23 protein-coding genes are annotated in these 23150 nt (G+C 58.6%); 9 read left to right on the forward strand and 14 right to left on the reverse strand.

The genetic code is table 11. The features are described from left to right. Positions 1 to 13: 13 nt before the first annotated feature. A complete protein-coding gene (locus tag ACMGGQ_RS19250; RefSeq protein ID WP_045909314.1) occupies positions 14 to 946 on the forward strand; it encodes a LysR family transcriptional regulator in 933 nt (310 codons plus the stop codon). A gap of 93 nt (positions 947 to 1039) precedes the next feature. Here ACMGGQ_RS19250 and mdcH read toward each other — a convergent pair whose 3' ends face one another. The 8 genes from mdcH to mdcA form a co-directional block, all read right to left on the reverse strand. Then, complete coding sequence (gene mdcH / locus ACMGGQ_RS19255) at positions 1040 to 1936, reverse strand: malonate decarboxylase subunit epsilon (RefSeq protein ID WP_420290405.1); 897 nt, start codon at positions 1934 to 1936, stop codon at positions 1040 to 1042. Then, positions 1936 to 2553, reverse strand: coding sequence for a malonate decarboxylase holo-ACP synthase (locus ACMGGQ_RS19260; RefSeq protein WP_069720580.1), 618 nt, complete (start codon positions 2551 to 2553; stop codon positions 1936 to 1938). The genes mdcH and ACMGGQ_RS19260 overlap by 1 nt, the downstream gene beginning before the upstream one ends. Positions 2554 to 2555: 2 nt before the next feature. Further along, positions 2556 to 3515 carry an AEC family transporter gene (locus ACMGGQ_RS19265; RefSeq protein WP_021242215.1) on the reverse strand — a complete coding sequence of 320 codons (960 nt, stop codon included), beginning with the start codon at positions 3513 to 3515 and terminating at the stop codon, positions 2556 to 2558. A 122-nt stretch (positions 3516 to 3637) separates the two neighbouring features. Beyond that, entirely contained in the window at positions 3638 to 4438 is an 801-nt protein-coding gene (gene mdcE, locus ACMGGQ_RS19270) for a biotin-independent malonate decarboxylase subunit gamma (protein ID WP_262751853.1), read from the reverse strand. Next, complete coding sequence (locus ACMGGQ_RS19275) at positions 4438 to 5271, reverse strand: biotin-independent malonate decarboxylase subunit beta (RefSeq protein WP_048027661.1); 834 nt, start codon at positions 5269 to 5271, stop codon at positions 4438 to 4440. The genes mdcE and ACMGGQ_RS19275 overlap by 1 nt, the downstream gene beginning before the upstream one ends. Next, complete coding sequence (mdcC, locus tag ACMGGQ_RS19280) at positions 5264 to 5563, reverse strand: malonate decarboxylase acyl carrier protein (RefSeq protein ID WP_023294711.1); 300 nt, start codon at positions 5561 to 5563, stop codon at positions 5264 to 5266. Before mdcC ends, ACMGGQ_RS19275 begins: the two co-directional genes overlap by 8 nt. Positions 5564 to 5572: 9 nt before the next feature. Then, positions 5573 to 6430, reverse strand: a complete 858-nt coding sequence (locus ACMGGQ_RS19285) for a triphosphoribosyl-dephospho-CoA synthase (RefSeq protein ID WP_420290406.1) — start codon at positions 6428 to 6430, stop codon at positions 5573 to 5575. Next, positions 6430 to 8085 carry a malonate decarboxylase subunit alpha gene (gene mdcA / locus ACMGGQ_RS19290; RefSeq protein ID WP_048027665.1) on the reverse strand — a complete coding sequence of 552 codons (1656 nt, stop codon included), beginning with the start codon at positions 8083 to 8085 and terminating at the stop codon, positions 6430 to 6432. The genes ACMGGQ_RS19285 and mdcA overlap by 1 nt, the downstream gene beginning before the upstream one ends. A gap of 228 nt (positions 8086 to 8313) precedes the next feature. Between mdcA and ACMGGQ_RS19295 the strand changes: the two genes are divergently transcribed. The 3 genes from ACMGGQ_RS19295 to ACMGGQ_RS19305 are packed head-to-tail and all read left to right on the forward strand — an operon-like array spanning position 8314 to position 10451. Then, positions 8314 to 9336 carry a hydrolase gene (locus ACMGGQ_RS19295; RefSeq protein WP_048027667.1) on the forward strand — a complete coding sequence of 341 codons (1023 nt, stop codon included), beginning with the start codon at positions 8314 to 8316 and terminating at the stop codon, positions 9334 to 9336. After that, complete coding sequence (locus tag ACMGGQ_RS19300; RefSeq protein WP_008503016.1) at positions 9333 to 9551, forward strand: YheU family protein; 219 nt, start codon at positions 9333 to 9335, stop codon at positions 9549 to 9551. Before ACMGGQ_RS19295 ends, ACMGGQ_RS19300 begins: the two co-directional genes overlap by 4 nt. 30 nt (positions 9552 to 9581) lie before the next feature. Continuing rightward, positions 9582 to 10451, forward strand: a complete 870-nt coding sequence (locus ACMGGQ_RS19305) for a phosphoribulokinase (protein WP_008503017.1) — start codon at positions 9582 to 9584, stop codon at positions 10449 to 10451. 95 nt (positions 10452 to 10546) lie between these two features. On the opposite strand, the gene ACMGGQ_RS19310 is transcribed toward ACMGGQ_RS19305, so the two are convergent. Further along, on the reverse strand, positions 10547 to 10951 hold the full coding sequence (locus ACMGGQ_RS19310; protein WP_014885509.1) for an OsmC family protein: 405 nt from the start codon (positions 10949 to 10951) through the stop codon (positions 10547 to 10549). 311 nt (positions 10952 to 11262) lie between these two features. Between ACMGGQ_RS19310 and crp the strand changes: the two genes are divergently transcribed. Both crp and ACMGGQ_RS19320 read left to right on the forward strand, forming a co-directional pair. Next, positions 11263 to 11895, forward strand: a complete 633-nt coding sequence (gene crp, locus ACMGGQ_RS19315; RefSeq protein ID WP_000242758.1) for a cAMP-activated global transcriptional regulator CRP — start codon at positions 11263 to 11265, stop codon at positions 11893 to 11895. Between the two features lie 57 nt (positions 11896 to 11952). Further along, on the forward strand, positions 11953 to 14040 hold the full coding sequence (locus tag ACMGGQ_RS19320; protein ID WP_045909322.1) for a YccS/YhfK family putative transporter: 2088 nt from the start codon (positions 11953 to 11955) through the stop codon (positions 14038 to 14040). Here the strand turns inward: ACMGGQ_RS19320 and argD are convergent. The 4 genes from argD to ppiA form a co-directional block, all read right to left on the reverse strand. After that, the gene (argD, locus tag ACMGGQ_RS19325; RefSeq protein WP_252074126.1) at positions 14037 to 15260 is read right to left on the reverse strand and encodes a bifunctional acetylornithine/succinyldiaminopimelate transaminase; all 1224 of its coding nucleotides are present in this window, start codon (positions 15258 to 15260) and stop codon (positions 14037 to 14039) included. The genes ACMGGQ_RS19320 and argD overlap by 4 nt on opposite strands. Before the next feature lie 86 nt (positions 15261 to 15346). Continuing rightward, positions 15347 to 15910, reverse strand: coding sequence for an aminodeoxychorismate synthase component 2 (pabA, locus tag ACMGGQ_RS19330; RefSeq protein WP_045909324.1), 564 nt, complete (start codon positions 15908 to 15910; stop codon positions 15347 to 15349). Positions 15911 to 15940: 30 nt separating this feature from the next. Further along, a complete protein-coding gene (locus ACMGGQ_RS19335) occupies positions 15941 to 16525 on the reverse strand; it encodes a putative adenosine monophosphate-protein transferase Fic (RefSeq protein ID WP_048027677.1) in 585 nt (194 codons plus the stop codon). 106 nt (positions 16526 to 16631) lie between these two features. After that, positions 16632 to 17204: a peptidylprolyl isomerase A gene (gene ppiA, locus ACMGGQ_RS19340; protein ID WP_014885514.1), complete on the reverse strand. Its 573-nt coding sequence runs from the start codon at positions 17202 to 17204 to the stop codon at positions 16632 to 16634. A gap of 278 nt (positions 17205 to 17482) precedes the next feature. Between ppiA and tsgA the strand changes: the two genes are divergently transcribed. Further along, positions 17483 to 18667, forward strand: coding sequence for an MFS transporter TsgA (tsgA, locus tag ACMGGQ_RS19345; RefSeq protein ID WP_021242206.1), 1185 nt, complete (start codon positions 17483 to 17485; stop codon positions 18665 to 18667). Between the two features lie 18 nt (positions 18668 to 18685). Here tsgA and ACMGGQ_RS19350 read toward each other — a convergent pair whose 3' ends face one another. After that, a complete protein-coding gene (locus tag ACMGGQ_RS19350) occupies positions 18686 to 19987 on the reverse strand; it encodes a cytosine deaminase (protein ID WP_420290407.1) in 1302 nt (433 codons plus the stop codon). Positions 19988 to 20226: 239 nt separating this feature from the next. Between ACMGGQ_RS19350 and nirB the strand changes: the two genes are divergently transcribed. Next, positions 20227 to 22770, forward strand: coding sequence for a nitrite reductase large subunit NirB (gene nirB, locus ACMGGQ_RS19355; RefSeq protein WP_233396107.1), 2544 nt, complete (start codon positions 20227 to 20229; stop codon positions 22768 to 22770). Beyond that, positions 22767 to 23093 (forward strand): nitrite reductase small subunit NirD, encoded by a 327-nt coding sequence (gene nirD / locus ACMGGQ_RS19360; RefSeq protein ID WP_045909328.1) that lies wholly within the window; start codon positions 22767 to 22769, stop codon positions 23091 to 23093. The genes nirB and nirD overlap by 4 nt, the downstream gene beginning before the upstream one ends. The last annotated feature ends 57 nt before the right edge of the window (positions 23094 to 23150 follow it).

The raw sequence follows: 23150 nt of genomic DNA on the forward strand, positions 1-23150 counted from the left end.
CACCGGGAGGGCTATGAGTTTCGATAACACGAGCGAGATTACATTCCGCAAGCTCAGCATCTTCATGACGTTTATGGAGAAGGGGAATATCGCGCGTACCGCCGAAACTCTGGGCCTGAGCGGCGTCAGCGTTCACCGTGCGCTGCACACGCTGGAAGAGAACGTGCGCTGCCCGCTCTTTACCCACAAGGGGCGCAACCTGATTGCTCTCCCTTCCGCCTGGACCTTGCTGGAATATTGCCAGGAAGTGATGCAGGTGATGGAGCGCGGGCTGGAAGCGTCGCGCAAAATTGCCGGGATCGGCCAGGGGCGGCTGCGCGTGGGCACGCTCTACTCGCTCACCCTGGAAACCGTGCCGCGCCTGATTATGGGCATGAAGCTGCGTCGTCCGGATCTGGAAATGGATCTGACGATGGGCTCCAACGAAACCCTGCTGCACATGCTGGATGAAGGCTCGCTGGACGCCATTCTTATCTCCATTTCCGAGAGCGATATCGACCGTAACAGCCTGGAAGTGCTCCCCCTGTTCCATGACGACATCTTCCTTGCCGCACCGGCCTCCGCGACGCTCAATACCCGCGGCCCGGCCGATCTGCGCGACTATAAAGATCGGAAATTTGTCTCTCTTGCGGAAGGGTTCGCCACCTATGCAGGCTTCCAGGAGGCGTTTCATATCGCCGGGTTCGAGCCGGAGATTGTTACCCGGGTGAATGACATTTTCTCCATGCTCAGTCTGGTGCAGGCGGGAGTGGGCTTTACGCTGATGCCGGGCAGGATGAAAAAGGTCTATGAGAATTCCGTGCAGCTCCTGAAGCTTGCCGAGCCGTACCAGATGCAACAGCTGATTGCCATCGTCTTTGCCCGCAACCGCGAGCAGGATCCAAGCCTGCGGGCGCTGGCCGCCGAAGGGCGGATGTATGCCCGCAGTTTGCAGGACGGAGCCTGAGGTCGTGCCGGGTGACGACGCGTCGCGTCTTACCCGGCCTACGTTCGTGCAGTTGTAGGCCCGGTAAGGCGTAGCCGCCACCGGGCTAAGCCATCACGCACGGAGTCGCTTAGCCAGATGTACCGCCACATCAACTCCGCTGCGCTCCAGTGAAATCGTCTCTCCTTCCCACGGCGCCTGACGCGTCAGGCAGGTCAGTACGCCGCCGGGGGGCATCTCGATCGCCAGCCGGGCTTCGCGTTCATTCGCTGAAATCATCGCCTCCTGCCAGCGCACCGTACGCGCCATGTTCATCGCCAGATCGTCGGCGATCTTTTCCGGCTGCCACAGCACGCGCCCGGTGCTGCCGCTCAGGTAGGCGCAGCGTGGGCGTGAAAGCGTGACCGATTCAAACGCCGTTGCCAGCTTTTGCGCGGGTGCTGTCAGCAGTTCGCAGTGCGACGGCACGCTGACCGCCAGCCGTTTGACCTTGCTCGCCCCTTTCGCCAGCGCGCGCGACGCCGCCTCCGCCATTCCTTCATCGGCTCCGGCAATCACGATCTGCGTTTCGGCATTCAGGTTGGCAATGTAGGTCCCGGTGCCCTGGATAAGGTCTTCCACCTGCGGCAGAGTGAGCCCCATAATTGCCGTCAGGCCGTAGCCGTGCGGATACGCCTGCTCCATCAGATCGCCACGCAGCGTCACCAGCTTCAGCGCATCCGTGAAGTCCAGCGCGCCTGCGATGACCGCCGCCGGATAAGCGCCGATGGACAGCCCGCTGACGATATCCGGCGTCACGCCGCGCCGTTCCAGCTCGCGCGCCCAGGCCACGCCGGTAATTAGCAGGCAAAGCTGAACCGCGCGGGTGTGGGTTAACGCGTCTGCGCTATCCAGCGTATCCACTTCGGCGCCAAGCACCTCACGCGCCTGAGCCAGTTCCGTTCCCGGCAGGTTTTGCAGCATGCCTTCGTGCTGCGTGCCCTGCCCCGGAAAGGTAAACACTATTTTCATCACTCCTCCCTGCGCCACGGATCCGCCACCAGGCGCGGTCCACGGCGGGTTTTCAGCAGCGTTTTGCCGTCGCGCAGCCACTCCGCCAGCGCGAAACCGCCCTCGGGCGTATCCACCTGCGTATCGGCACGACACAGCGCGCGGCTTAGCCGGGACTGCCACGTCGTCAGGGCGTCCGGTGAGATTGGCAGTGGAGCGCGGATAAGTAGATCGAGATCGCTGTCGGCATGGATCACCGGGATACCGGTCGCCAGCGCGTAGCCGGTACTGCCGGTAATGCCCCATGTCCACGGCCACGCCTGCTGAGAAAGCTGAAGCGCCACCTGAACGGGTGGCTGAGTCACAAAGGGCGAGCGCAGCAGTTCGGCCGCAACGCTCAGGTCTTCCGGTGAAACCACGCGTAACACGTTTTCGGGCTTCACCCATCCGGCCGCCCGCTGGTCGCGACGTAAACCGCGTACGCCAACGGGGATCCGGCCTTCGCTATCCACATCACGCCGCACCACCACCGGCAGGCCGGTATGCCAGGCGGCCTCCACCCAGGATTCAGTGATGCCTTCCAGCGCATCGCGGGCAGTAAGCCAGATAAGGTCGTGCGGGCGTAATGGGGTAGTCATGGTTACATTCCTGAAGTCAGCGAGATAAACAGCGGCAGCGACAGGATACACAGGACGGAGCTTAACAGCAGCACGGCTTCTGCATCCGGCGACTGCACGCCAAAGCGGTTACCGAACACGACGCCGAAGAAGCCCGCAGACAGCGCAATCATCAGGATAGCGGTGATCGCCACGGAGCCGTGCAGACCAAAGATCAAGACGATACCCCAGGCGATGGCTGGCTGAATCAGCAGCTTAGCGATCGTGGAGGTGATCACCATGGTATTAATCTGCAGCTTACGGGCAGAAAGGATCACCCCGGTCAGGAACAGCGCCGCAGCGGTCGCGGACAGTCCCAGCGGTTTGATCGCCGCCAGCACCAGCTCCGGCATTTTGATGCCGATGGCGGACAAAATCACGCCCAGCAGCGGGCCCATCACGATCGGTTTTTTAATGGATCGCCACATCAGCACTGGCAGCATTGAGAGCGTTGAGCCGGAGCTATTGCCCTCAGCGCGCGCTTTTTCACGCTCCAGAATGAGCAGGCAGAACGGGGTCATCAGCACCGAACCGCAGGCGATGGAGACCGCGACGGAGAGCGACGTAGAGGAACCTTCACCCAGCACGCTGCCCAGAATCGGCAGACCCAGCGCTGCATAGTTGGGCAACGCGACGGTGAGCGTCAGCACGGCCGCATCCTGTGGCGATTTCTTAAAGACGCCGGTGGCGAGGAAGTAGATGACCGCATAGGTGATCCACATCGCCAGCGTCAACACCAGGATCAGCGGCGACTGGGCAACGATACCGGTCCACGGGGTTTGCACGGTGGCGCTGAACAGCGCGGCAGGCAGTGCAAAATCCATTACGAAGATATTAAGCAGGGAAACATTTTTGTTATCGACCATCTTTGCCTTGCCGGCCCAGAATCCCAGCAGCATGATGACGAAAATCGGTGCAAGAGCATGAACAATTACGTAAGTCATAAATCACCTGTAGTAAAAAAGTTTTAGCACTGGCGCGATGATTATTATTTTCAGGATGCAGGTTCCCGCGTGGGCGCTGTCACGCGCCCACGGGTTGATGCATCTGGCAGGTCTCTTTTTACTTACCAGCTGGCTCGCATACGTTCGCGTACGAGCGCCGAGCTGCGGCGATTGTCAGCACCCAGACGGTTTTTCAACGTGGTGTCCTGACGAGCGTCACTGATGGCCTGTTGCAGGGTGGATTTCACCAGCGTCAGATCGTTATCGGAGGGGGCATCCGGGTTGCTGATATCCAGCAGGTTAGAGAGCAGCCCCAGCGTGGCGTAGTTGCTGATGTCGTACGCCATGGGCGGAATGGTCGCCGCCAGTTTTTCCAGCGCCTCGACGGTACGCAGCGTAATGCGCGCCGCAGACTCTTTGCCCATCGCGTGGATCAGCACGCCTTTATCGTTAAAGGCGATCAGGCGGTTGGCCTGGTAGCCGTGCGCCAGGAACGCGCCGGACATCGCCTTGCCGACGATAAGCCCAATCACCGGGTGACCGGCCAGGCGGGCATTCGCATAGGCTGCTGCCGCACCGGCCAGCGCCTGATGAATCCCAAACGCCTCTTCGCGTCGGCCATAAGCCTGGCTTGGGACGTCGATCACCGCCACAATCGGGCGCTTCACGGCTTTATCGGCATCCGCCGCGACGGTTTCACTGACCACTTTCGCCAGGGTCCAGCCTTCCAGCAGACCGACTTCCCCTTTCGCCGCGCGCGGGAAGTGGTTGTTGGCATCCGGGACGACGGCAACAAAACGTACCGCCTCGCCGTTTAGCTCACCGTCTGCCGCCTGGACGGACGGGCATAGCCCCTCGATACGTTTGGCGTTCGGGGCGAGGATGTCCAGCCAGCGTTCGCCACGGCTCATTGCGTTACTCATCATTTCACCTCCCGGGCAAAAAGCGCGTTAATCTGTTCGGCATCAGCCTGTTTGCGGGTGTCGAAATTCGTCAGACGGTTCAGGTAATCGTCGTAGTTATCGGTGCGATGTTTCGCGGGAACGCCTTTAGCAATCGCGTCGTTCATCGCCTGTTTCACCGCGTTGATACCGTCGCCGACGAGCGCATCCACCAGCCCGCTTTGATAGCGCACTTCACCGCCGGTCATGCTCCAGATAAACGGACGATCGCGGGAGTCGTACTCCTCAATGCCCGCCTCCTGTTCGATAACCTGCGGGCCGTTGAGGCCAAGACGCGCTTCGCGGGTCACGATCAGGTAGCTGCAGAGCGCCGCCGCGATGGACATCCCACCGAAGCAGCCCACGGTTCCGGCCACAATGCCAATAACCGGCGTGTAGCGACGCAGGTCCACAATCGCCGCGTGAATATCGGCAATCGCCGCCAGGCCGAGGTTCGCCTCCTGCAGACGCACGCCGCCGGTTTCGAGGCACAGTACCGCCTGAGTCGGAATGCCGTTGCGGTTATCCTCCGCCGCCAGCTCCAGCGCCGCCGCCATTTTGGCGCCGGACACTTCGCCCATGCTGCCGCCCTGGAACGCGCCTTCAATCGCCACGACGACGGCAGGCTTGCCGTTGATGGTGCCCTTCGCCACCACCATGCCGTCGTCCGCCTGCGGCACAATGCCCTGTGGCCCAAGCCACGGAGAAATAATGCCTTCAAACGGATCCAGCAGTTCGCGGTAGCTGCCCTCGTCGAGCAGGGCCTGCGCGCGCTGGCGCGCTTTCAGTTCGATAAAGCTGTTGTCATCACGCATGGCTCACCCCCTCAAAAACCTGTTCGATGCGAATGCGCGCCACGCCCGGCGTCGCGCCGAAGTCGTGGATGGTCAGCTTCCCTGCGGGCAGGCTGCTGACGGTTTGCAGACGGTTGAACAGCGCCTCCCAGCGCCCCCGGCTGTTGTCCACGGAGGTGGTGATATCAATGGTTAACGTCTGGCCCGGTTCGGCGGTGAAGAGCACCTCCATATCCCCGGAACCGACTACCCCTGCCAGCGCCCTGCCGCTTAACGTGCGGCTGGCTGGCACGGTCAATGTGATTTTTTCCATAACATCCTCTTAATGCTTTGAATTTGGCGTTTCGACGCGGTCGAGAAACAGCGTGGCGGCAAGCAGGTCGGCAGCGCCGCCCGGTGAGGCGTTGAGCGCCAGCATCTGACGGTCTAACCTCGCCAGCGCCTGCTGGCCCGCGGGCGTTGCGCTGCCGCCGGCATTCAGCACCGCACGGGCGCCGTCCTGCATGGCGTCAAGCCCTTCCATTCCGGCACGTGACAGCACACAGGTGTCGGTGAGTGAGGTCATGATGGCCATCAGCGCGTCGAGCCTGGCGTGCGTTTCGCTGCTACCGTTGAGGCGGCTCAGGCGAAGCTGCGGCAGCGCGCGCTGCATAACGTGCGGAAACGCCTGCTGCGCCTCTTCACGCGCGCCCGGCACGCGGTAACGGTGCGTGGCGCGCAGGCCTTTACTGAACACCTTCGGCGCCGCGTCGTCCGGCAGTCTCGCCAGCTGCGCGGCGGTGCGGGCGACGTCTTGCGCCCTCGCATCACCGCCGAGCATCGCCACCGCGCTGACCAGCAGCCCCAGCGCCCAAATCGCGCCGCGATGGGTGTTTACGCCACCGGTTGCGGACATCATCTGCTGCTCGCCTTCGCGACCGAGTCGCCCGACGGTTTGCCGAAGTGCGATATCTGCCGGGCGCTGCCAGCTTTGCAGCGCCAGCGCCTGAAATGTGGAGGTCAGGCTGTGCGCGGAGCGCTCCATCAGCGCAAGGGATAAATCGTGGTGCGCGCCGTTCCCCCGACTGTCCACCAGACCGGGTTTCGGGCTTAAACGTGCTTCGTCAATCAGACACTGCGTGGCGGTTCGCGCCAGCCATTCGGCACCGCTTTCAACCTGAATCTGGGGGAGAAGTTTCATTACCAGCTCCGGAATTTCGCAGGTGGGTTATAGAGACCGCCGGACCATTCCACGAGATCAGACACGCTGCCTGCGGCCAGCAGAGAGCGGGTGGCATCAGTGCGGCGAATCCCCATATCTTCCGGATAGAGCACCTTGCCGCTCTGACGCAGTTCCGCCACGCGTTTGGCATCCACGCCCAGACCGATGTCGGTGATCCCCGCGACGGCGGCGACCATGGCGCGACGCTCTTCCAGATCTTTCGCCCGATAGAGGTAGGCAATCCCCTCTTCCGTCAGCACGTGGGTGACGTCATCGCCGTAGATCATCACCGGTGCCAGCGGCATACCGGAGGCTTTCGCCACGTCAACGGCATCGAGTTTTTCCACGAAGGTCGGCTTCACGCCCGCCTGGAAGGTTTCCACCATCTGCACGACCAGTTTTTTGCCGCGCTGCATTGGGTCAGGTTCGGTGATCATGTTCAGCCAGGCGGGCGTGGCGTGGCGACGACCGTGCGGGTCATGACCCATGTTTGGCGCGCCGCCGAAGCCGGACAGACGACCACGGGTCACGGTTGAGGAGTTGGCGTAGCCGTCCACCTGCAGCGTAGAGCCGATGAACATATCCACCGCGTACTGACCTGCCAGCTGGCAGAACGCGCGGTTGGAGCGCATGGAGCCGTCGGCACCGGTAAAGAAGACGTCCGGACGCGCGCGGATGTACTCTTCCATCCCCAGCTCGCCGCCGAAGCAGTGCACGCTCTCGACCCAGCCGCTTTCAATAGCCGGGATCAGCGTCGGATGCGGGTTCAGCGTCCAGTGTTTACAGATTTTGCCTTTAAGGCCGAGCTGTTCACCGTAGGTAGGCAGCAGCAGCTCAATCGCCGCGGTGTTAAAGCCGATCCCGTGGTTCAGGGACTGCACCTGGTGTTCCGCATAAATACCCTTGATGGCCATCATCGCCATCAGGATGTGTTCCTGTTTAATCAGGCGCGGGTCGCGGGTAAACAGCGGTTCGATAAAGAACGGCTTATCGGCCACCACCACGAAGTCAATCCACGAGCCCGGAATGTCCACGCGCGGCAGGTCACACTCGTCATCCACCAGCTCGTTCACCTGCGCGATGACGATGCCGTCGTGGAACGCGGCGGCTTCCACCAGCGCCGGGGTATCTTCGGTGCTCGCCCCGGTATAGAGGTTGCCTTTGCGGTCGGCTTTAAAGCCGGCAATCAGCGCCACGTTGGGCGAAAGGTCGACGTAGAGACGGGAATAGAGTTCGATATAGGTGTGAATCGCGCCGATTTCGAGCTGACCATCCTCCAGCAGTTGGGAGATGCGCAGGCTCTGCGTCCCGGAGAAGGAGAAATCCAGCTTGTGGGCGATGCCTTTCTCAAAGATATCCAGATGTTCGCTACGGCCAACGCTCGGCATGATCATATGCAGGTCGTGGACGATCTGCGGGTTCACTTCGGCCAGCGAGCGGGAAAGGAAATCGGCCTGCTTCTGGTTGTTACCTTCCAGCACGACCTTGTCGCCTGGCGCGATCAGTTTTTCCAGCATGGCGACGAGATCGCCGGTTGGCAGTACCTTGCCCTGCACCGGTACGGAGGCCAGACGACGCGCTTTTTCGCTGCGTCGCGTGTTCCATTGCCGGGTGGGTGTTTGCCCAGATAACATTATTAACCTCCTGATTCAGCTAATCATTTTGATTTGCTTAACGTTGAGTAAAGTGTGCGCTCTGGTGAGAAAGGCATCAATTAAGCGTAGAGCTGAATCATTAGCCTGAGAGTAATAATCAAGGTAAATATTTGTGATCGGGATCAGTTCATGTTTCGGAAAACCAGGCTAAACGGGGTACAATTCGGAAAGTATCGTTAATTTCCGACAAGAATCAGCATCGCGCTTATGACCCAAATCATTCCATCAGGCTTCGGGATTGCAGCCGAAGACAGCACTGAGTTCGTGCCTATGCGCGGCGTCGCCAATCGCCATTTGCAGACCATGCTGCCGCGACTGATCCGCCGCAAGGTGCAATTCACCCCACACTGGCAGCGGCTAGATCTGCCAGACGGTGACTTTCTGGATCTCGCCTGGAGCGAAGCGCCGGATCAGGCTCGCCATAAGCCGCGGCTGGTGGTTTTTCATGGTCTGGAAGGCAGCCTGCACAGCCCGTATGCGCACGGGTTAATTGAGGCGGCCAAAGCGCGCGGCTGGCTCGGCGTGGTGATGCATTTTCGCGGCTGCAGCGGCGAACCGAATCGTCAGAAACGCATCTATCACTCGGGTGAAACCGAAGACGGCACGTGGTTTTTACACTGGCTGCGGGACAATTTTGGCACAGTGCCCACCGCGGCGGTGGGCTACTCGCTGGGCGGCAATATGCTGGCCTGCCTGCTGGCTAAAGAGGGGGAAAGCGTCCCGCTGGATGCCGCCGTCATCGTCTCCGCCCCGTTCATGCTGGAGCAGTGCAGCTACCACATGGATAAAGGCTTTTCCCGCGTCTATCAGCGCTACCTGCTCAACCTGCTGAAGGCCAACGCGGCGCGTAAACTGAAGGCCTACCCGGACACCCTCCCGGTCAGCCTGCGCCAGTTGAAAAAAGTGCGCCGCATTCGCGAATTCGACGATCTGATCACCGCGAAAATTCACGGCTTCGCCGATGCGATTGACTATTATCGTCAGTGCAGCGCCATGCCGCTGCTCAGCAAGATCACGCAGCCGACGCTGATCATTCATGCCAAAGATGACCCGTTTATGGATCATCACTCGATTCCCGCTCAGGAATTCCTGCCCGACAACGTTCACTATCAGTTGACCGAGCACGGCGGCCACGTCGGGTTTATCGGCGGCACGCTGCGCCGCCCGAAAATGTGGCTTGAGACGCGTATTCCTGACTGGCTAACCCCTTATCTGGACGGTGCAACATGATTATTCCCTGGCAGGATCTGGCTCCCGAAACGCTCGATAATCTGATTGAAAGCTTTGTATTACGCGAAGGCACCGATTATGGTGAACAGGAACGCTCGCTTGAGCAAAAGGTCAACGATGTAAAGCGCCAGCTGAAAAGCGGCGACGTGGTGCTGGTGTGGTCAGAACTGCATGAGACGGTCAATATCATGCCCCGCAACGCGTTTCACGGCTGATCTTCCACCCTTTTCAGTCAGGGAGTTGCTATGTCTGCCAGACATCCGGTTATTGCCGTTACGGGGTCGAGTGGTGCGGGAACCACCACCACCAGCCTCGCATTTCGCAAGATTTTCGCCCAGCTGAATCTCCGTGCGGCGGAGGTCGAAGGCGACAGCTTTCACCGCTACACGCGTCCGGAGATGGACATGGCCATCCGTAAGGCGCGCGATCTGGGAAAACATATCAGCTACTTCGGTCCGGAAGCCAATGACTTCGGCCTGCTGGAACAAACCTTTATTGAGTACGGTCAGAGCGGCAAAGGGCAGTCTCGCAAGTATCTGCATACCTATGATGAAGCCGTTCCCTGGAATCAGGTGCCGGGTACCTTTACCCCCTGGCAGCCCCTGCCGGAACCCACCGACGTGCTGTTTTACGAAGGATTACACGGCGGCGTGGTCACGCCGCAACACGACGTGGCGCGCCACGTGGACCTGCTGGTTGGCGTGGTGCCTATCGTTAACCTGGAGTGGATCCAGAAGCTGACGCGTGACATGAGCGAACGCGGCCATTCGCGAGAGGCGGTGATGGACTCGGTGGTGCGCTCCATGGAAGATTACATCAACTTCCTGACGCCGCAGTTCTCCCGCACCCATATCAACTTCCAGCGCGTGCCGACGGTGGACACCTCCAACCCGTTCGCGGCCAAAAGTATCCCATCCCTGGATGAGAGCTTTGTGGTGATCCATTTCCGCAATCTCGAAGGCATTGATTACCCCTGGCTGCTGGCGATGCTGCAGGGCTCGTTTATTTCTCACATGAATACATTGGTCGTGCCGGGCGGAAAAATGGGGCTGGCGATGGAGCTCATCATGACGCCGCTTGTGGAGCGGTTGATGGAAGGAAAGCAGATTGCGTGACGTCTGTTGCCGGATGACGCTTCGCTTATCCGGCCTACGTTCGTGCAGTTGTAGCTTTTGTAGGGCGGGTTAGCGAAGCGCCACCCGCCAAAAGATTAAGCCTCGATCACTTCATACGAATGGGTAATTTTTACCGCTTTTTCCAGCATTAACGCCACAGAGCAGTACTTCTCGGCAGACAGGTCCACCGCACGTGAAACCGCCGCGTCTTTCAGCGCTTTACCGGTGACCACAAAGTGCAGATTAATGTGGGTGAACAGGCGTGGCGCCTCTTCGCGACGTTCTGACGTGAGTTTCACCTCACAATCCGTCACGTCATGACGACCTTTTTGCAGAATCGACACCACGTCAATGGCGCTGCATCCCCCTGCTGCCATCAGCACCATTTCCATTGGGCTGGGCGCTTTATCGCCGGAGTTACCGTCCATTAAAATCTGGTGCCCTGACGCGGATTCGCCCAGGAACGTTAAACCTTCAACCCACTTCACGCGCGCTTGCATATTCTTAAACTCCAACGTTGCATTTTTGGTGACAGATTACGCGTGCGTTACATTTCTCGCAATGGAAGGCGACCTGCATCATGCTGAAGCGAGACACCAGGAGACACGCGGCGAAAGCTATGCTAAAACACTCAGGATGCTACAGTAATACATTGACGTTACACATGTATGCAGAGGACATCAAACTTTACTGGCTGCGAAACGTTACGGTAGCCGACTTCCCAGGGTATGGGTAAGAATTCGATTGCAACCCCAGAGTCCGGATGCATCTGATGACTCTGGTGACAGCTTATAACAGAGGATAACAGCGCATGGTGCTTGGCAAACCGCAAACAGACCCGACTCTCGAATGGTTCTTGTCTCATTGCCACATTCATAAGTACCCATCGAAGAGCACGCTGATTCACCAGGGTGAAAAAGCGGAAACGTTGTATTACATCGTTAAAGGCTCGGTGGCAGTGCTGATCAAAGATGAAGAAGGGAAAGAGATGATCCTTTCTTATCTGAACCAGGGCGATTTCATCGGTGAACTGGGCCTGTTTGAAGAGGGCCAGGAACGTAGCGCCTGGGTTCGTGCAAAGACAGCATGTGAAGTGGCTGAAATTTCTTACAAGAAGTTCCGTCAGCTGATTCAGGTTAACCCTGACATCCTGATGCGTCTTTCTTCCCAGATGGCGCGCCGCCTGCAGGTCACCTCAGAGAAAGTGGGCAACCTCGCCTTCCTGGACGTGACGGGCCGCATCGCACAAACTCTGCTGAACCTGGCGAAACAGCCGGACGCCATGACCCACCCGGACGGCATGCAAATTAAAATTACCCGTCAGGAAATTGGTCAGATCGTTGGTTGCTCCCGTGAAACAGTGGGCCGTATCCTGAAAATGCTGGAAGATCAAAACCTGATTTCCGCCCACGGTAAAACCATCGTGGTCTACGGAACGCGTTAATTCCGCTCAAACGGCGTGCCATCGCAAGGTGTCACGCCGTTTTTGTCTCTACTCCCCATGTGGCGCAGGCTGATCTATCACCCGGAAGTTAACTACGCACTGCGACAAACGCTGGTGTTGTGTCTACCCGTGGCCATAGGCCTGATCCTCGGACACCTTCAGCAAGGCCTGCTGTTTTCCCTCGTGCCCGCCTGCTGCAACATCGCCGGTCTGGACACGCCGCATAAGCGCTTTTTCAAACGCCTGATTATTGGTGGCTGCCTGTTTGCCGGCTGTAGCCTTGCCGTACAGCTGTTACTGGCTCGTGATATCCCGCTGCCGCTGATCCTGACCGTGCTGGCGATGACGCTCGGCGTCACGGCGGAAATCAGTTCGCTGCACGCTCGCCTGCTTCCCGCTTCGCTGATTGCGGCCATCTTTACGCTAAGCCTCGCCGGGAATATGCCGGTGTGGGAGCCGCTGCTGATCTACGCCCTGGGGACACTGTGGTACGGGCTGTTCAACTGGTTCTGGTTCTGGCTGTGGCGGGAACAGCCGCTGCGCGAATCCCTGAGCCTGCTCTATGTGCAGCTAGCAGAGTACTGCGAAGCCAAATACACCCTGCTGACCCAGCATACCGATCCGGAAAAAGCCTTACCGCCGCTGCTGACGCGCCAGCAGAAGGTGGTGGATCTGATAAGCCAGTGCTATCAGCAGCTGCATATGCTCGCCGCCAACAAGAACCACGAGTACAAACGGCTGCTGCGCACCTTCCAGGTCGGGCTGGACCTGCAGGAGCATATCTCCGTGAGCCTGCACCATCCGCAGGAGGTGCAAAAGCTGGTCGAGCGCAGCCACGCCGAAGCGGTGATCCGCTGGAACGCGCAGACCGTCTCGGCACGTCTGCGGGTGCTGGCAGACGACATTCTTTACCACCGCTACCCCACGCGCTTTAACATGGAAAAACAGCTCGGCGCGCTGGAGAAAATCGCCCGTCAGCATCCGGATAACCCGGTCGGCCAGTTTGCCGCCTGGCACTTCAGCCGCATCGCCCGCGTGCTGCGCACCCAGCGCCCGCTTTATCCGCGCGATCTGATGGCGGATAAGCAAAAACGGCTGCCGTTATTGCCCGCGCTCAGGAGCTATCTGTCGCTTAAATCGTCCGCCCTGCGCAACGCCGCACGGATTAGCGTGATGCTCAGTACCGCCAGCCTGATGGGCATGGCGCTGCATCTGCCGAAACCCTACTGGATCTTAATGACCGTGCTGTTTGTCACCCAGAACGGCTACGGCGCCACGCGGGTGCGTATTCTGCATCGGGCGGGCGGCACCATGGCCGGGCTGATCATTGCGGGCGTGACGCTGCACTTCCACGTGCCGGAAGGCTACACCCTGGCAGGGATGCTGGCGATCACGCTGGTGAGCTACCTGATTATCCGCAAAAACTACGGCTGGGCGATGGTGGGCTTCACGGTGACGGCGGTATACACCCTGCAGCTACTCACGCTAAATGGCGAACAGTTTATTGTCGCCAGGCTGATCGATACCCTGATCGGCTGCCTGATTGCCTTCGGCGGTATGGTCTGGCTCTGGCCACAGTGGCAGAGCGGGCTGCTCAGGCAGAACGCCCACGACGCGCTGGAAGCCGACCAGCAGGCCATTCGCCTGATTCTGAGCGACGACCCGCAGCCCTCCCCGCTGGCGTATCAGCGCATGAAGGTCAACCAGGCGCACAACGCCCTGTTTAACTCGCTCAATCAGGCGATGCAGGAGCCGGGCTTTAACTCGCACTATCTGGCCGATATGAAGCTCTGGGTGACGCACAGCCAGTTTATCGTCGAGCACATTAACGCCATGACCACGCTGGCGCGCGAGCACACGATGCTCACGCCGGATCTGGCGCAGCGCTATTTGCAGTCGTGTGAAATTGCGTTGCAGCGGTGTCAGCAGCGTCTGGAGTATGACTCGCCGGGTGAGTCGGGGGATTCAAATATTCTGGAAGCGCCGGAAACGCTGACCCACGGCCCAATGAGCACCCTGGAACAGCATTTACAGCGCGTGCTGGGGCATCTGAACACCATGCACACCATTTCGTCGGTGGCATGGCGTCAGCGTCCACATCATGGGGTTTGGTTAACGCGCGTGTTGAAACGAACGCCGTACTAATTCTGCTGGACGATCTTCGCAACCGCCGCGGCAAAGCGGGTTAATCCGTCTTCAATATCCTTATCTTCCACCACCAGCGACGGCGCAAAGCGCATGACGTCCGGCCCGGCGTTGAGCACCATCACCCCTTCGCGAGCGGCGGCGTGCAGGAAATCACGCGCGCGGCCCTTGTACTGCGGCTTCAGCTCAGCGCCAATCAGCAGCCCCATCCCACGGATCTCGCTGAACACGTCGTACTGCTCGTCAATCTGCTTCAGGTGTTTGACAAACAGCTCGCGCTTCGCGCTAACGCCGTTCAACACCTCTGGCGTGTTGATGATGTCGAACGCGGCACCCGCCACGGCGCTCGCCAGCGGGTTACCGCCGTAGGTTGAGCCGTGAGAACCGACGTGGAACGCGGAGGCGATCTCCTGCGTCGTCAGGACCGCACTTACCGGGAATCCACCGCCGAGCGCTTTCGCGCTGGTCAGAATATCCGGCGTCACGCCATAGTGCATATAGGCAAACAGGTCCCCGGTACGTCCCATCCCGCACTGCACTTCATCAAACACCAGCAGGGCCTGATGTTCGTCGCACAGCGCGCGCAGCCCTTTCAGGAACTCCGGGGTTGCCGCGGTCACGCCGCCTTCCCCCTGAATAGGTTCCACCACCACCGCGCAGGTGTGGTCGTCCATCACCGCTTTTACCGCGTGCAGATCGTTAAACGGCACGTGGACGATGTCGGCCGGTTTCGGGCCAAACCCGTCGGAATACTTCGGCTGGCCGCCAACGGAGACGGTAAAGAAGGAGCGTCCGTGGAAGGCATTGTGGAAGGCGATGATTTTGGTTTTGTACGGGCTGTGGCGCGTAGTCGCGTAGTAGCGCGCCAGCTTAAAGGCGGTTTCGTTGGCCTCGGTGCCGGAGTTCATAAACAGCACGCGCTCGGCAAACGTGGCATCAATGATCTTGCGGCCCAGGCGCAGCGCCGGTTCGTTGGTGAACACGTTGCTGGTGTGCCACAGGGTTTCGCCCTGGGTTTTCAGCGCCTCCACCAGCGCGGGATGGCAATGACCCAGCGCCGTGACCGCAATTCCGCCCGCGAAATCCACATACTCTTTCCCCTGCTGATCCCAGACGCGGCTGCCTTTTCCCTTCACCGGGATAAACTCAGCCGGTGCATAAATCGGCAGGATCACTTCATCAAATGTTGCGCGGGTAATTGCTGGTTGTTCAGTTGCCATGTCATGCCCATCCATTTTATGTCACATTGATTGTGAAAATATAATCACAAAATATGCATAAAAAATCACAGCAAGGCAACAGATATTCAGCGATGGAGGAAATTTGCCAGCAGCGCGTGCCCCTGCTCGCTGAGGATACTTTCCGGATGGAACTGCACGCCTTCGAGATCCCATTCGCGATGGCGAATCCCCATGATCTCCTGCGTATCGCTCCAGGCGGTCACCTCAAAGCCGTCAGGCAGCGTCGGCGGGTCAATCACCAGCGAGTGGTAGCGCGTCACGGTTAACGGATTATTGAGCCCCGTAAACACCCCGGTGCCCGCGTGCGTAACCGGCGAGGTTTTACCGTGCATCACTTTGGCGGCCCGCACGATGGTGGCGCCAAACGCCTGGGCAATCGCCTGATGACCCAGGCAGACGCCCAGGATAGGCAGCCTGCCGGCATAGTGCTGGATAACCTCCAGCGAAATACCCGATTCCGACGGGGTGCAGGGGCCGGGTGAAATCACGATTTTCTGCGGAGCCAGCGTCTCGATATCGGCGAGCTCGATCTCGTCGTTGCGACGAACAACCACCTCTGCACCCAGTTCGCAAAAATACTGGTAAAGGTTCCAGGTGAAGGAATCGTAGTTATCAATCAGCAGAATCATGGCGGCTCCCGAAAAAAATGCCGCCCTATTCTACTCAGATTCCCGCGCTTCGCTCACTACTTTGGCAAAGATAGCGTTTAGCGCGGTTAAATCCCCCGTTGCACCGCTGCGGTTAGCGGTCACCCACTGCTCAGGATCGATATCGCGCCAGTCCAGCGCGTAACCCGCGTGAAGCGCCAACTGCTCGAAGAACACCCGTTGGGCAATGCCATTGCCGCGCATAAACGGGTGAAGCATGTTGATTTCGCAGTAATAGTGGCTAACCCGGTCAACAAACGCCGCTTTCTCAAGACCCACAAGATACTTTTCGCTTTCCAGCGCCGCCATCAGTTCATTCCCCATCTTCTCGATGTATTCGAAATGGCAGAAGGGAATATCCCCCTTGAAAATATCGTCGGTACGGAACTCCCCTGCCCGCTTCATCTCTCTGCGGTAGAGATGGCGGTGAATAAGGCACAGATGGGGTAACCCGGGCGCGGAAGGCCCAAGCTCCAGGGTCTCAATGTCGGGCTCCGATGGACCATTACCTTTCTCAAGGAGACAACTGGCCTGAAAGTTGACGCTACGCTGCTGCTCCCAGAGACGGGATTTTTGCTTGTCGGTGAGTTTTTTCACTAAACGCCTCCCTGAATAGTCCGTTTGCCACAAGTATAAGCAGCAAAACGCGCTTTCGCAGGGAGGGCGACATCACGCGGGCAGGAGAAGCCCGCGTTCAGAAGAATTACGGCAGAACTTTTGCGGAGAGGATCACGACAGGTTTTGACGGCACATTCTGGTACGGACCGACGTCGTGAGTAGGCACCTGAGAAATCTTGTCGGCGACGTCCATCCCTTTCACAATTTTACCGAAAACGGCATAGCCGAAGTCGCGCTGACCGTGGTCAAGGAAGGCGTTATCCGCCACGTTGAGGAAGAACTGGCTGGTCGCGCTGTCTTTGTCCGCGGTACGCGCCATAGAGATCGTGCCGCGCTTATTCAGCAGGCCGTTATCCGCTTCGTTTTTGATTGGCGGGTTCGGCTGTTTCTGCTGCATCTGCTCGTTGAAGCCGCCGCCCTGAATCATGAAGCCCGGGATCACGCGGTGGAAGGTGGTGTTGTTGTAGAAGCCGCTGTTCACATAGTCGAGGAAGTTTTTCACAGAAACCGGAGCTTTCTGGCTATTCAGTTCCAGCTCAATATTCCCGGCGGAGGTGGTCAGCAGAACGTGAGGGTCCCCTTTTGCTGCCAGCGCAGCAGGGGAAACGGCAGAAAGAGCAAACACAGCTGCGACAGCCGCCAGTGTTGATTTGAGCATGAGAATTCCTTAACAAAGCGCAGTATAAAAAGCGAATGGCTTGATTCTAAAGAGCAGTATGAACGGAGACCAGCCTTTTACCTAATTTTACGAAATTGAAACAGTTGTAACCACGCAAACGATTGGTTTTATCGCCTTTTTATGTGATCGTGATCACATAAAAACCTGCAATGAACTTCTAATTTCTCTTAAAAGATATGAATAGATCACTTTAATGTCTAAAATCTGCCCGCTCTCAGCGCCCAATGGGCGCTTTTCTTTTTCTGAACAGGCCAGACATGACTAACAGCAATCGCATCAAGCTCACATGGATCAGCTTCTTCTCCTACGCCCTGACCGGCGCGTTGGTGATCGTCACCGGGATGGTGATGGGGAATATCGCAGACTACTTCCAGCTGCCCGTTTCCAGCATGAGTAACACCTTCACCTTCCTCAACGCGGGGATCCTGATCTCTATCTTCCTGAATGCCTGGCTGATGGAAATCGTGCCGCTGAAAACCCAGCTTCGCTTCGGCTTTGTGCTGATGGTCGCCGCCGTGGCGGGGCTGATGCTGAGCCACAGCATCGCCCTGTTCTCTGCCGCCATGTTCGTGCTCGGCCTGGTTAGCGGGATCACCATGTCGATCGGTACGTTCCTGATTACCCATATGTATGAAGGCCGCCAGCGCGGCGCGCGCCTGCTGTTTACCGACTCCTTCTTCAGCATGGCCGGCATGATCTTCCCGATGGTCGCGGCCGTTCTGCTGGCCCGCAGCATTGAATGGTACTGGGTCTATGCCTGCATTGGGCTGGTCTACGTGGCGATCTTTATTCTGACCTTCGGCTGCGAGTTCCCGGTACTGGGCAAGAAAGCGCAAACCACGGCAGAGCCTGTGGCGAAAGAGAAATGGGGTATCGGCGTGCTGTTCCTCTCCATCGCCGCCTTGTGCTACATCCTGGGCCAGCTGGGCTTTATCTCCTGGGTACCGGAATACGCCAAAGGTCTGGGCATGAGCCTGAACGATGCGGGTAAACTGGTGAGCGATTTCTGGATGTCTTACATGTTCGGCATGTGGGCGTTTAGCTTCATCCTGCGCTTCTTCGACCTGCAGCGCATTCTGACCGTGCTGGCAGGTCTGGCGACCGTGCTGATGTATCTGTTCATCAACGGTTCCCCGGAACATATGCCGTGGTTCATTCTGACCCTGGGCTTCTTCTCCAGCGCGATCTACACCTCGATCATCACCCTGGGCTCTCTGCAGACCAAAGTGGCCTCGCCGAAGCTGGTTAACTTCGTTCTGACCTGCGGCACCATCGGCACTATGCTAACCTTCGTGGTGACGGGCCCGATCGTTGCCCACAGCGGCCCGCTGGCCGCGCTGCACACCGCGAACGGTCTGTACGCCGTGGTGTTCATCATGTGCTTCATCCTGGGCTTTGTGACCCGCCACCGCCAGCACAACGCGGCAGCGGCATCCCACTAAACCCTGCGCCCCTTTGCATTATGCAGAGGGGCTGTTTCTGGCGAAACTGACCTCTTCTCCTCCGGTATCCATCTGGATCCAGGTCTGCGCCAGCTGCGTGGTGGCGATAATCCGCCCCTGACGAATCGACCAGCGCACCGGCACCTGACAGCGCACCGCTTCAAACCCGCTCTCCGCAGGCAAAATAATCAGATTTGCCGGATTTCCCGTTTCAATACCGTAATCGCTCAGGCCGAAGGTACGGGCGCTGTTATGGGTGATCAGGTTCAGGCCATTGTCGATTTGCGGATAGCCCATCATCTGGCAGACGTGTAGCCCCATATGCAGCACCTGCAGCATATTGCCGGTGCCGAGCGGGTACCACGGGTCGAAGACATCGTCGTGACCAAAGCAGACGTTAATGCCCGCCTCCTGCAGTTCTTTCACGCGGGTGATACCGCGACGCTTCGGATAGTCATCAAAGCGCCCCTGCAGGTGGATATTGACCAGCGGGTTCGCGACGAAGTTAATCCCCGACATCTTCAGCAGACGGAAGAGCCGCGAGGTGTAAGCGCCGTTGTAGGAGTGCATGGCGGTGGTGTGGCTGGCCGTCACGCGCGGGCCGATGCCAGCCTCATACGCCAGCGCGGCCACCGTCTCGACAAACCGCGACTGTTCGTCGTCAATTTCATCGCAGTGGATATCCAGCGGTCGGTCATACTTCTTCGCCAGTTCAAAAGCGATGTGCAGCGACTGGATGCCATATTCCCGGGTAAATTCGAAGTGCGGGATCGCCCCGACCACGTCGGCCCCCAGTTTTAACGCCTCTTCCAGCAGCGCCGCGCCGTTCGGGTAAGAGAGAATACCTTCCTGCGGAAACGCGACGATTTGCAGCGTTACCCACGGCGCCACCTCCTGTTTCACCTCCAGCATCGCCTTCAGGGCGGTGAGCGTCGGGTCAGAGACATCCACATGGGTACGAACAAACTGGATGCCGTTGGCAATTTGCCACTTCAGCGTTTTCCAGGCGCGTGATTTCACATCCTCATGGCTGAGCATCGCCTTGCGCTCCGCCCAGCGTTCAATGCCTTCGAACAGCGTGCCGGACTGGTTCCAGTTCGGCTCCCCTGCCGTCTGGGTGGTATCAAGATGAATATGCGGCTCGATGAACGGCGGGAGAGCAAGCCCACCGCGCGCGTTCAGTACCTCATAACTTTCGGCGTGGGTATCGTCCATGGGGGTGATGTCACCAAATCGCCCGTTCTCGATGGCAAGTTGCCACAGCCCATCCCGACCCGGTAAACGTACATTCTGAACAAGCCATAACGGTGATGTAGACATACCTTTCCCCTCATAAACGCAGCAGATATTCAGGCGTATCGATTTTTGCAAAACCGCCCCTGAGTTGTACACAAATTCAACGAACACGAAAAGCCTGCGATTTCCGCTACTTATAAAAATCCTGACAAATCAGTCATATACCACCTAAGGAGTAGGCGAAGACGTATTTGATTTGCATCAATAAGCGCCCCTGCTGAATCGTTAAGGTAGGCAATAATAGAAAAGAAATCGAGGCAATAATGAGCAAAGTCAGACTCGCTATCATCGGTAACGGTATGGTCGGCCACCGCTTTATTGAGGATCTTCTCGATAAGGCCGATGCTGAGCAGTTCGATATTACCGTGTTCTGTGAAGAACCCCGCAAGGCGTACGATCGTGTGCACTTGTCTTCCTACTTCTCCCATCATACCGCCGAAGAGCTCTCTCTGGTGCGCGAAGGTTTCTACGAGAAGCATGGCGTAAAAGTGCTGGTGGGCGAACGCGCTATCACCATCAACCGTCAGGAAAAAGTGATCCACTCCAGTGCTGGCCGTACGGTTTTTTACGACAAGCTGATCATGGCGACAGGCTCGTACCCGTGGATCCCGCCAATTAAAGGCTCGGAAACACAGGATTGCTTCGTTTACCGTACCATTGAAGATCTCAACGCTATCGAATCCTGTGCGCGTCGCAGCAAACGTGGTGCGGTGGTGGGCGGCGGCCTGCTGGGTCTGGAAGCGGCAGGCGCGCTGAAAAACCTCGGCGTGGAAACCCACGTCATCGAATTTGCCCCGATGCTGATGGCAGAACAACTCGACCACATGGGTGGTGACCAGCTGCGTCGTAAAATCGAAAGCATGGGCGTGAAGGTTCACACCAGCAAGAACACCAAAGAGATCGTTCAGGAAGGGACTGAAGCGCGCAAAACCATGCGCTTTGCCGACGGTAGCGAGCTGGAGGTGGACTTCATCGTCTTCTCCACCGGTATTCGTCCGCGCGACAAGCTGGCGACCCAGTGCGGTCTTGCCGTGGCGCAGCGCGGCGGGATCATGATTAACGACACCTGCCAGACCTCCGATCCGGATATCTACGCCATCGGCGAATGCGCCAGCTGGAACAACCGCGTATACGGCCTGGTGGCGCCGGGCTACAAAATGGCGCAGGTCGCCGTGGATCATATCCTCGGCAGCGAAAACGCCTTCACGGGCGCAGACATGAGCGCCAAGCTGAAGCTGCTGGGCGTGGACGTAGGCGGTATTGGCGATGCGCACGGCCGCACCCCGAATTCCCGCAGCTACGTCTATCTGGACGAAAGCAAAGAGGTCTACAAACGACTCATCGTCAGCCAGGACAACAAAACCCTGCTCGGCGCGGTGCTGGTGGGCGACACCAGCGACTTCGGTAACCTGCTCCAGCTGGTGCTCAACGCCATCGAGCTGCCGGAAAACCCGGACGCGCTGATCCTCCCGGCGCACGCCTCCAGCGGCAAGCCGTCCATCGGCGTGGATAAACTGCCGGACAGCGCGCAGATTTGCTCCTGCTTCGACGTGACCAAAGGCATGCTGATCTCCGCGATCAACAAAGGGTGTCACACCGTTGCGGCGCTGAAAGCGGAAACCAAAGCCGGTACCGGCTGCGGCGGCTGTATTCCGCTGGTCACTCAGGTGCTAAACGCCGAACTGGCGAAACAGGGCATCGAAGTGAACAATAACCTGTGCGAGCACTTCGCGTATTCTCGCCAGGAGCTGTATCACCTGATCCGCGTGGAAGGCATTAAGTCCTTCGACGAACTGCTGGCGAAGCACGGCCAGGGCTACGGCTGTGAAGTGTGTAAACCGACCGTCGGCTCCCTGCTGGCCTCCTGCTGGAACGAGTACGTGCTCAAGCCCGAGCATACGCCGCTGCAGGATACCAACGACAACTTCCTGGCCAACATCCAGAAAGACGGCACCTACTCCGTGATTCCACGCTCGGCGGGTGGTGAAATTACGCCGGAAGGGCTGGTCGCGGTGGGCCGTATCGCACGTGAATTTAACCTCTACACCAAAATTACCGGCTCCCAGCGTATCGGCCTGTTTGGCGCGCAGAAGGACGACCTGCCGGAAATCTGGCGTCAGCTGATTGAAGCGGGCTTCGAAACCGGCCACGCGTACGCCAAAGCACTGCGCATGGCGAAAACCTGCGTGGGCAGCACCTGGTGTCGCTACGGCGTCGGCGACAGCGTGGGCTTCGGCGTAGAGCTGGAAAACCGCTACAAAGGCATCCGTACCCCGCACAAAATGAAGTTCGGCGTCTCCGGCTGTACCCGCGAATGTGCGGAAGCGCAGGGTAAAGACGTGGGTATTATTGCCACCGAGAAAGGCTGGAACCTGTATGTGTGCGGCAACGGCGGGATGAAACCGCGCCATGCGGACCTGCTGGCGGCGGATCTCGATCGTGACACGCTGATTCAGTATCTCGACCGCTTCATGATGTTCTACATCCGTACCGCCGATAAGCTGACCCGTACCGCCTCCTGGCTCGATAACCTCGAGGGCGGCATCGACTACCTGAAATCGGTCATCATCGACGACAAGCTGGGCCTGAACGAACATCTGGAAGCGGAGATGGCGCGCCTGCGCGAGGCGGTGATCTGCGAGTGGACGGAAACCGTCAACACCCCGGCGGCGCAGACGCGCTTCAAACACTTTATCAACAGCACTCAGCGCGACCCGAACGTACAGGTTGTGCCGGAGCGCGAACAGCATCGTCCGGCGACGCCGTATGAACGTATTCCGGTCACGCTGGTGGAGGAAAACGCATGAGCCAGTGGGTAAACATCTGCAATATTAACGACATTCTCCCCGCCACCGGCGTCTGTGCGCTGCTGGGCAGCGAGCAGGTGGCGATTTTCCGCCCTCGCCACGATGAACAGGTTTTTGCCATCAGCAATATTGACCCGTTCTTTGAGGCCAGCGTGCTCTCCCGCGGCCTGATTGCCGAGCACCAGGGTGAACTGTGGGTCGCCAGCCCGTTGAAAAAGCAGCGTTTCCGCTTAACCGACGGACTCTGCATGGAAGATGAAAGCTTCTCGGTCAAACACTACGACGTCCGCGTGAAGGACGGCGAGGTGCAGCTGAAAGCGTAACCCCTCGCCTTTTCAACAGGAAAGGCTTATGACCCCTTATGGGTAACGGCAGGAAAA

This window comes from Enterobacter sp. BNK-13 (assembly GCF_048685015.1).
Taxonomy (GTDB): Bacteria; Pseudomonadota; Gammaproteobacteria; order Enterobacterales; family Enterobacteriaceae; genus Enterobacter; species Enterobacter quasiroggenkampii.

Excerpts from the sequence above, each read along its gene's own strand:
- ACMGGQ_RS19250 (WP_045909314.1), top strand. The coding sequence starts at position 14 with ATGAGTTTCGATAACACGAGCGAGATTACATTCCGCAAGCTCAGCATC.
- mdcH (WP_420290405.1), bottom strand. The coding sequence starts at position 1,936 with ATGAAAATAGTGTTTACCTTTCCGGGGCAGGGCACGCAGCACGAAGGC.
- ACMGGQ_RS19260 (WP_069720580.1), bottom strand. The coding sequence starts at position 2,553 with ATGACTACCCCATTACGCCCGCACGACCTTATCTGGCTTACTGCCCGC.
- ACMGGQ_RS19265 (WP_021242215.1), bottom strand. The coding sequence starts at position 3,515 with ATGACTTACGTAATTGTTCATGCTCTTGCACCGATTTTCGTCATCATG.
- mdcE (WP_262751853.1), bottom strand. The coding sequence starts at position 4,438 with ATGAGTAACGCAATGAGCCGTGGCGAACGCTGGCTGGACATCCTCGCC.
- ACMGGQ_RS19275 (WP_048027661.1), bottom strand. The coding sequence starts at position 5,271 with ATGCGTGATGACAACAGCTTTATCGAACTGAAAGCGCGCCAGCGCGCG.
- mdcC (WP_023294711.1), bottom strand. The coding sequence starts at position 5,563 with ATGGAAAAAATCACATTGACCGTGCCAGCCAGCCGCACGTTAAGCGGC.
- ACMGGQ_RS19285 (WP_420290406.1), bottom strand. The coding sequence starts at position 6,430 with ATGAAACTTCTCCCCCAGATTCAGGTTGAAAGCGGTGCCGAATGGCTG.
- mdcA (WP_048027665.1), bottom strand. The coding sequence starts at position 8,085 with ATGTTATCTGGGCAAACACCCACCCGGCAATGGAACACGCGACGCAGC.
- ACMGGQ_RS19295 (WP_048027667.1), top strand. The coding sequence starts at position 8,314 with ATGACCCAAATCATTCCATCAGGCTTCGGGATTGCAGCCGAAGACAGC.
- ACMGGQ_RS19300 (WP_008503016.1), top strand. The coding sequence starts at position 9,333 with ATGATTATTCCCTGGCAGGATCTGGCTCCCGAAACGCTCGATAATCTG.
- ACMGGQ_RS19305 (WP_008503017.1), top strand. The coding sequence starts at position 9,582 with ATGTCTGCCAGACATCCGGTTATTGCCGTTACGGGGTCGAGTGGTGCG.
- ACMGGQ_RS19310 (WP_014885509.1), bottom strand. The coding sequence starts at position 10,951 with ATGCAAGCGCGCGTGAAGTGGGTTGAAGGTTTAACGTTCCTGGGCGAA.
- crp (WP_000242758.1), top strand. The coding sequence starts at position 11,263 with ATGGTGCTTGGCAAACCGCAAACAGACCCGACTCTCGAATGGTTCTTG.
- ACMGGQ_RS19320 (WP_045909322.1), top strand. The coding sequence starts at position 11,953 with ATGTGGCGCAGGCTGATCTATCACCCGGAAGTTAACTACGCACTGCGA.
- argD (WP_252074126.1), bottom strand. The coding sequence starts at position 15,260 with ATGGCAACTGAACAACCAGCAATTACCCGCGCAACATTTGATGAAGTG.
- pabA (WP_045909324.1), bottom strand. The coding sequence starts at position 15,910 with ATGATTCTGCTGATTGATAACTACGATTCCTTCACCTGGAACCTTTAC.
- ppiA (WP_014885514.1), bottom strand. The coding sequence starts at position 17,204 with ATGCTCAAATCAACACTGGCGGCTGTCGCAGCTGTGTTTGCTCTTTCT.
- tsgA (WP_021242206.1), top strand. The coding sequence starts at position 17,483 with ATGACTAACAGCAATCGCATCAAGCTCACATGGATCAGCTTCTTCTCC.
- ACMGGQ_RS19350 (WP_420290407.1), bottom strand. The coding sequence starts at position 19,987 with ATGTCTACATCACCGTTATGGCTTGTTCAGAATGTACGTTTACCGGGT.
- nirB (WP_233396107.1), top strand. The coding sequence starts at position 20,227 with ATGAGCAAAGTCAGACTCGCTATCATCGGTAACGGTATGGTCGGCCAC.
- nirD (WP_045909328.1), top strand. The coding sequence starts at position 22,767 with ATGAGCCAGTGGGTAAACATCTGCAATATTAACGACATTCTCCCCGCC.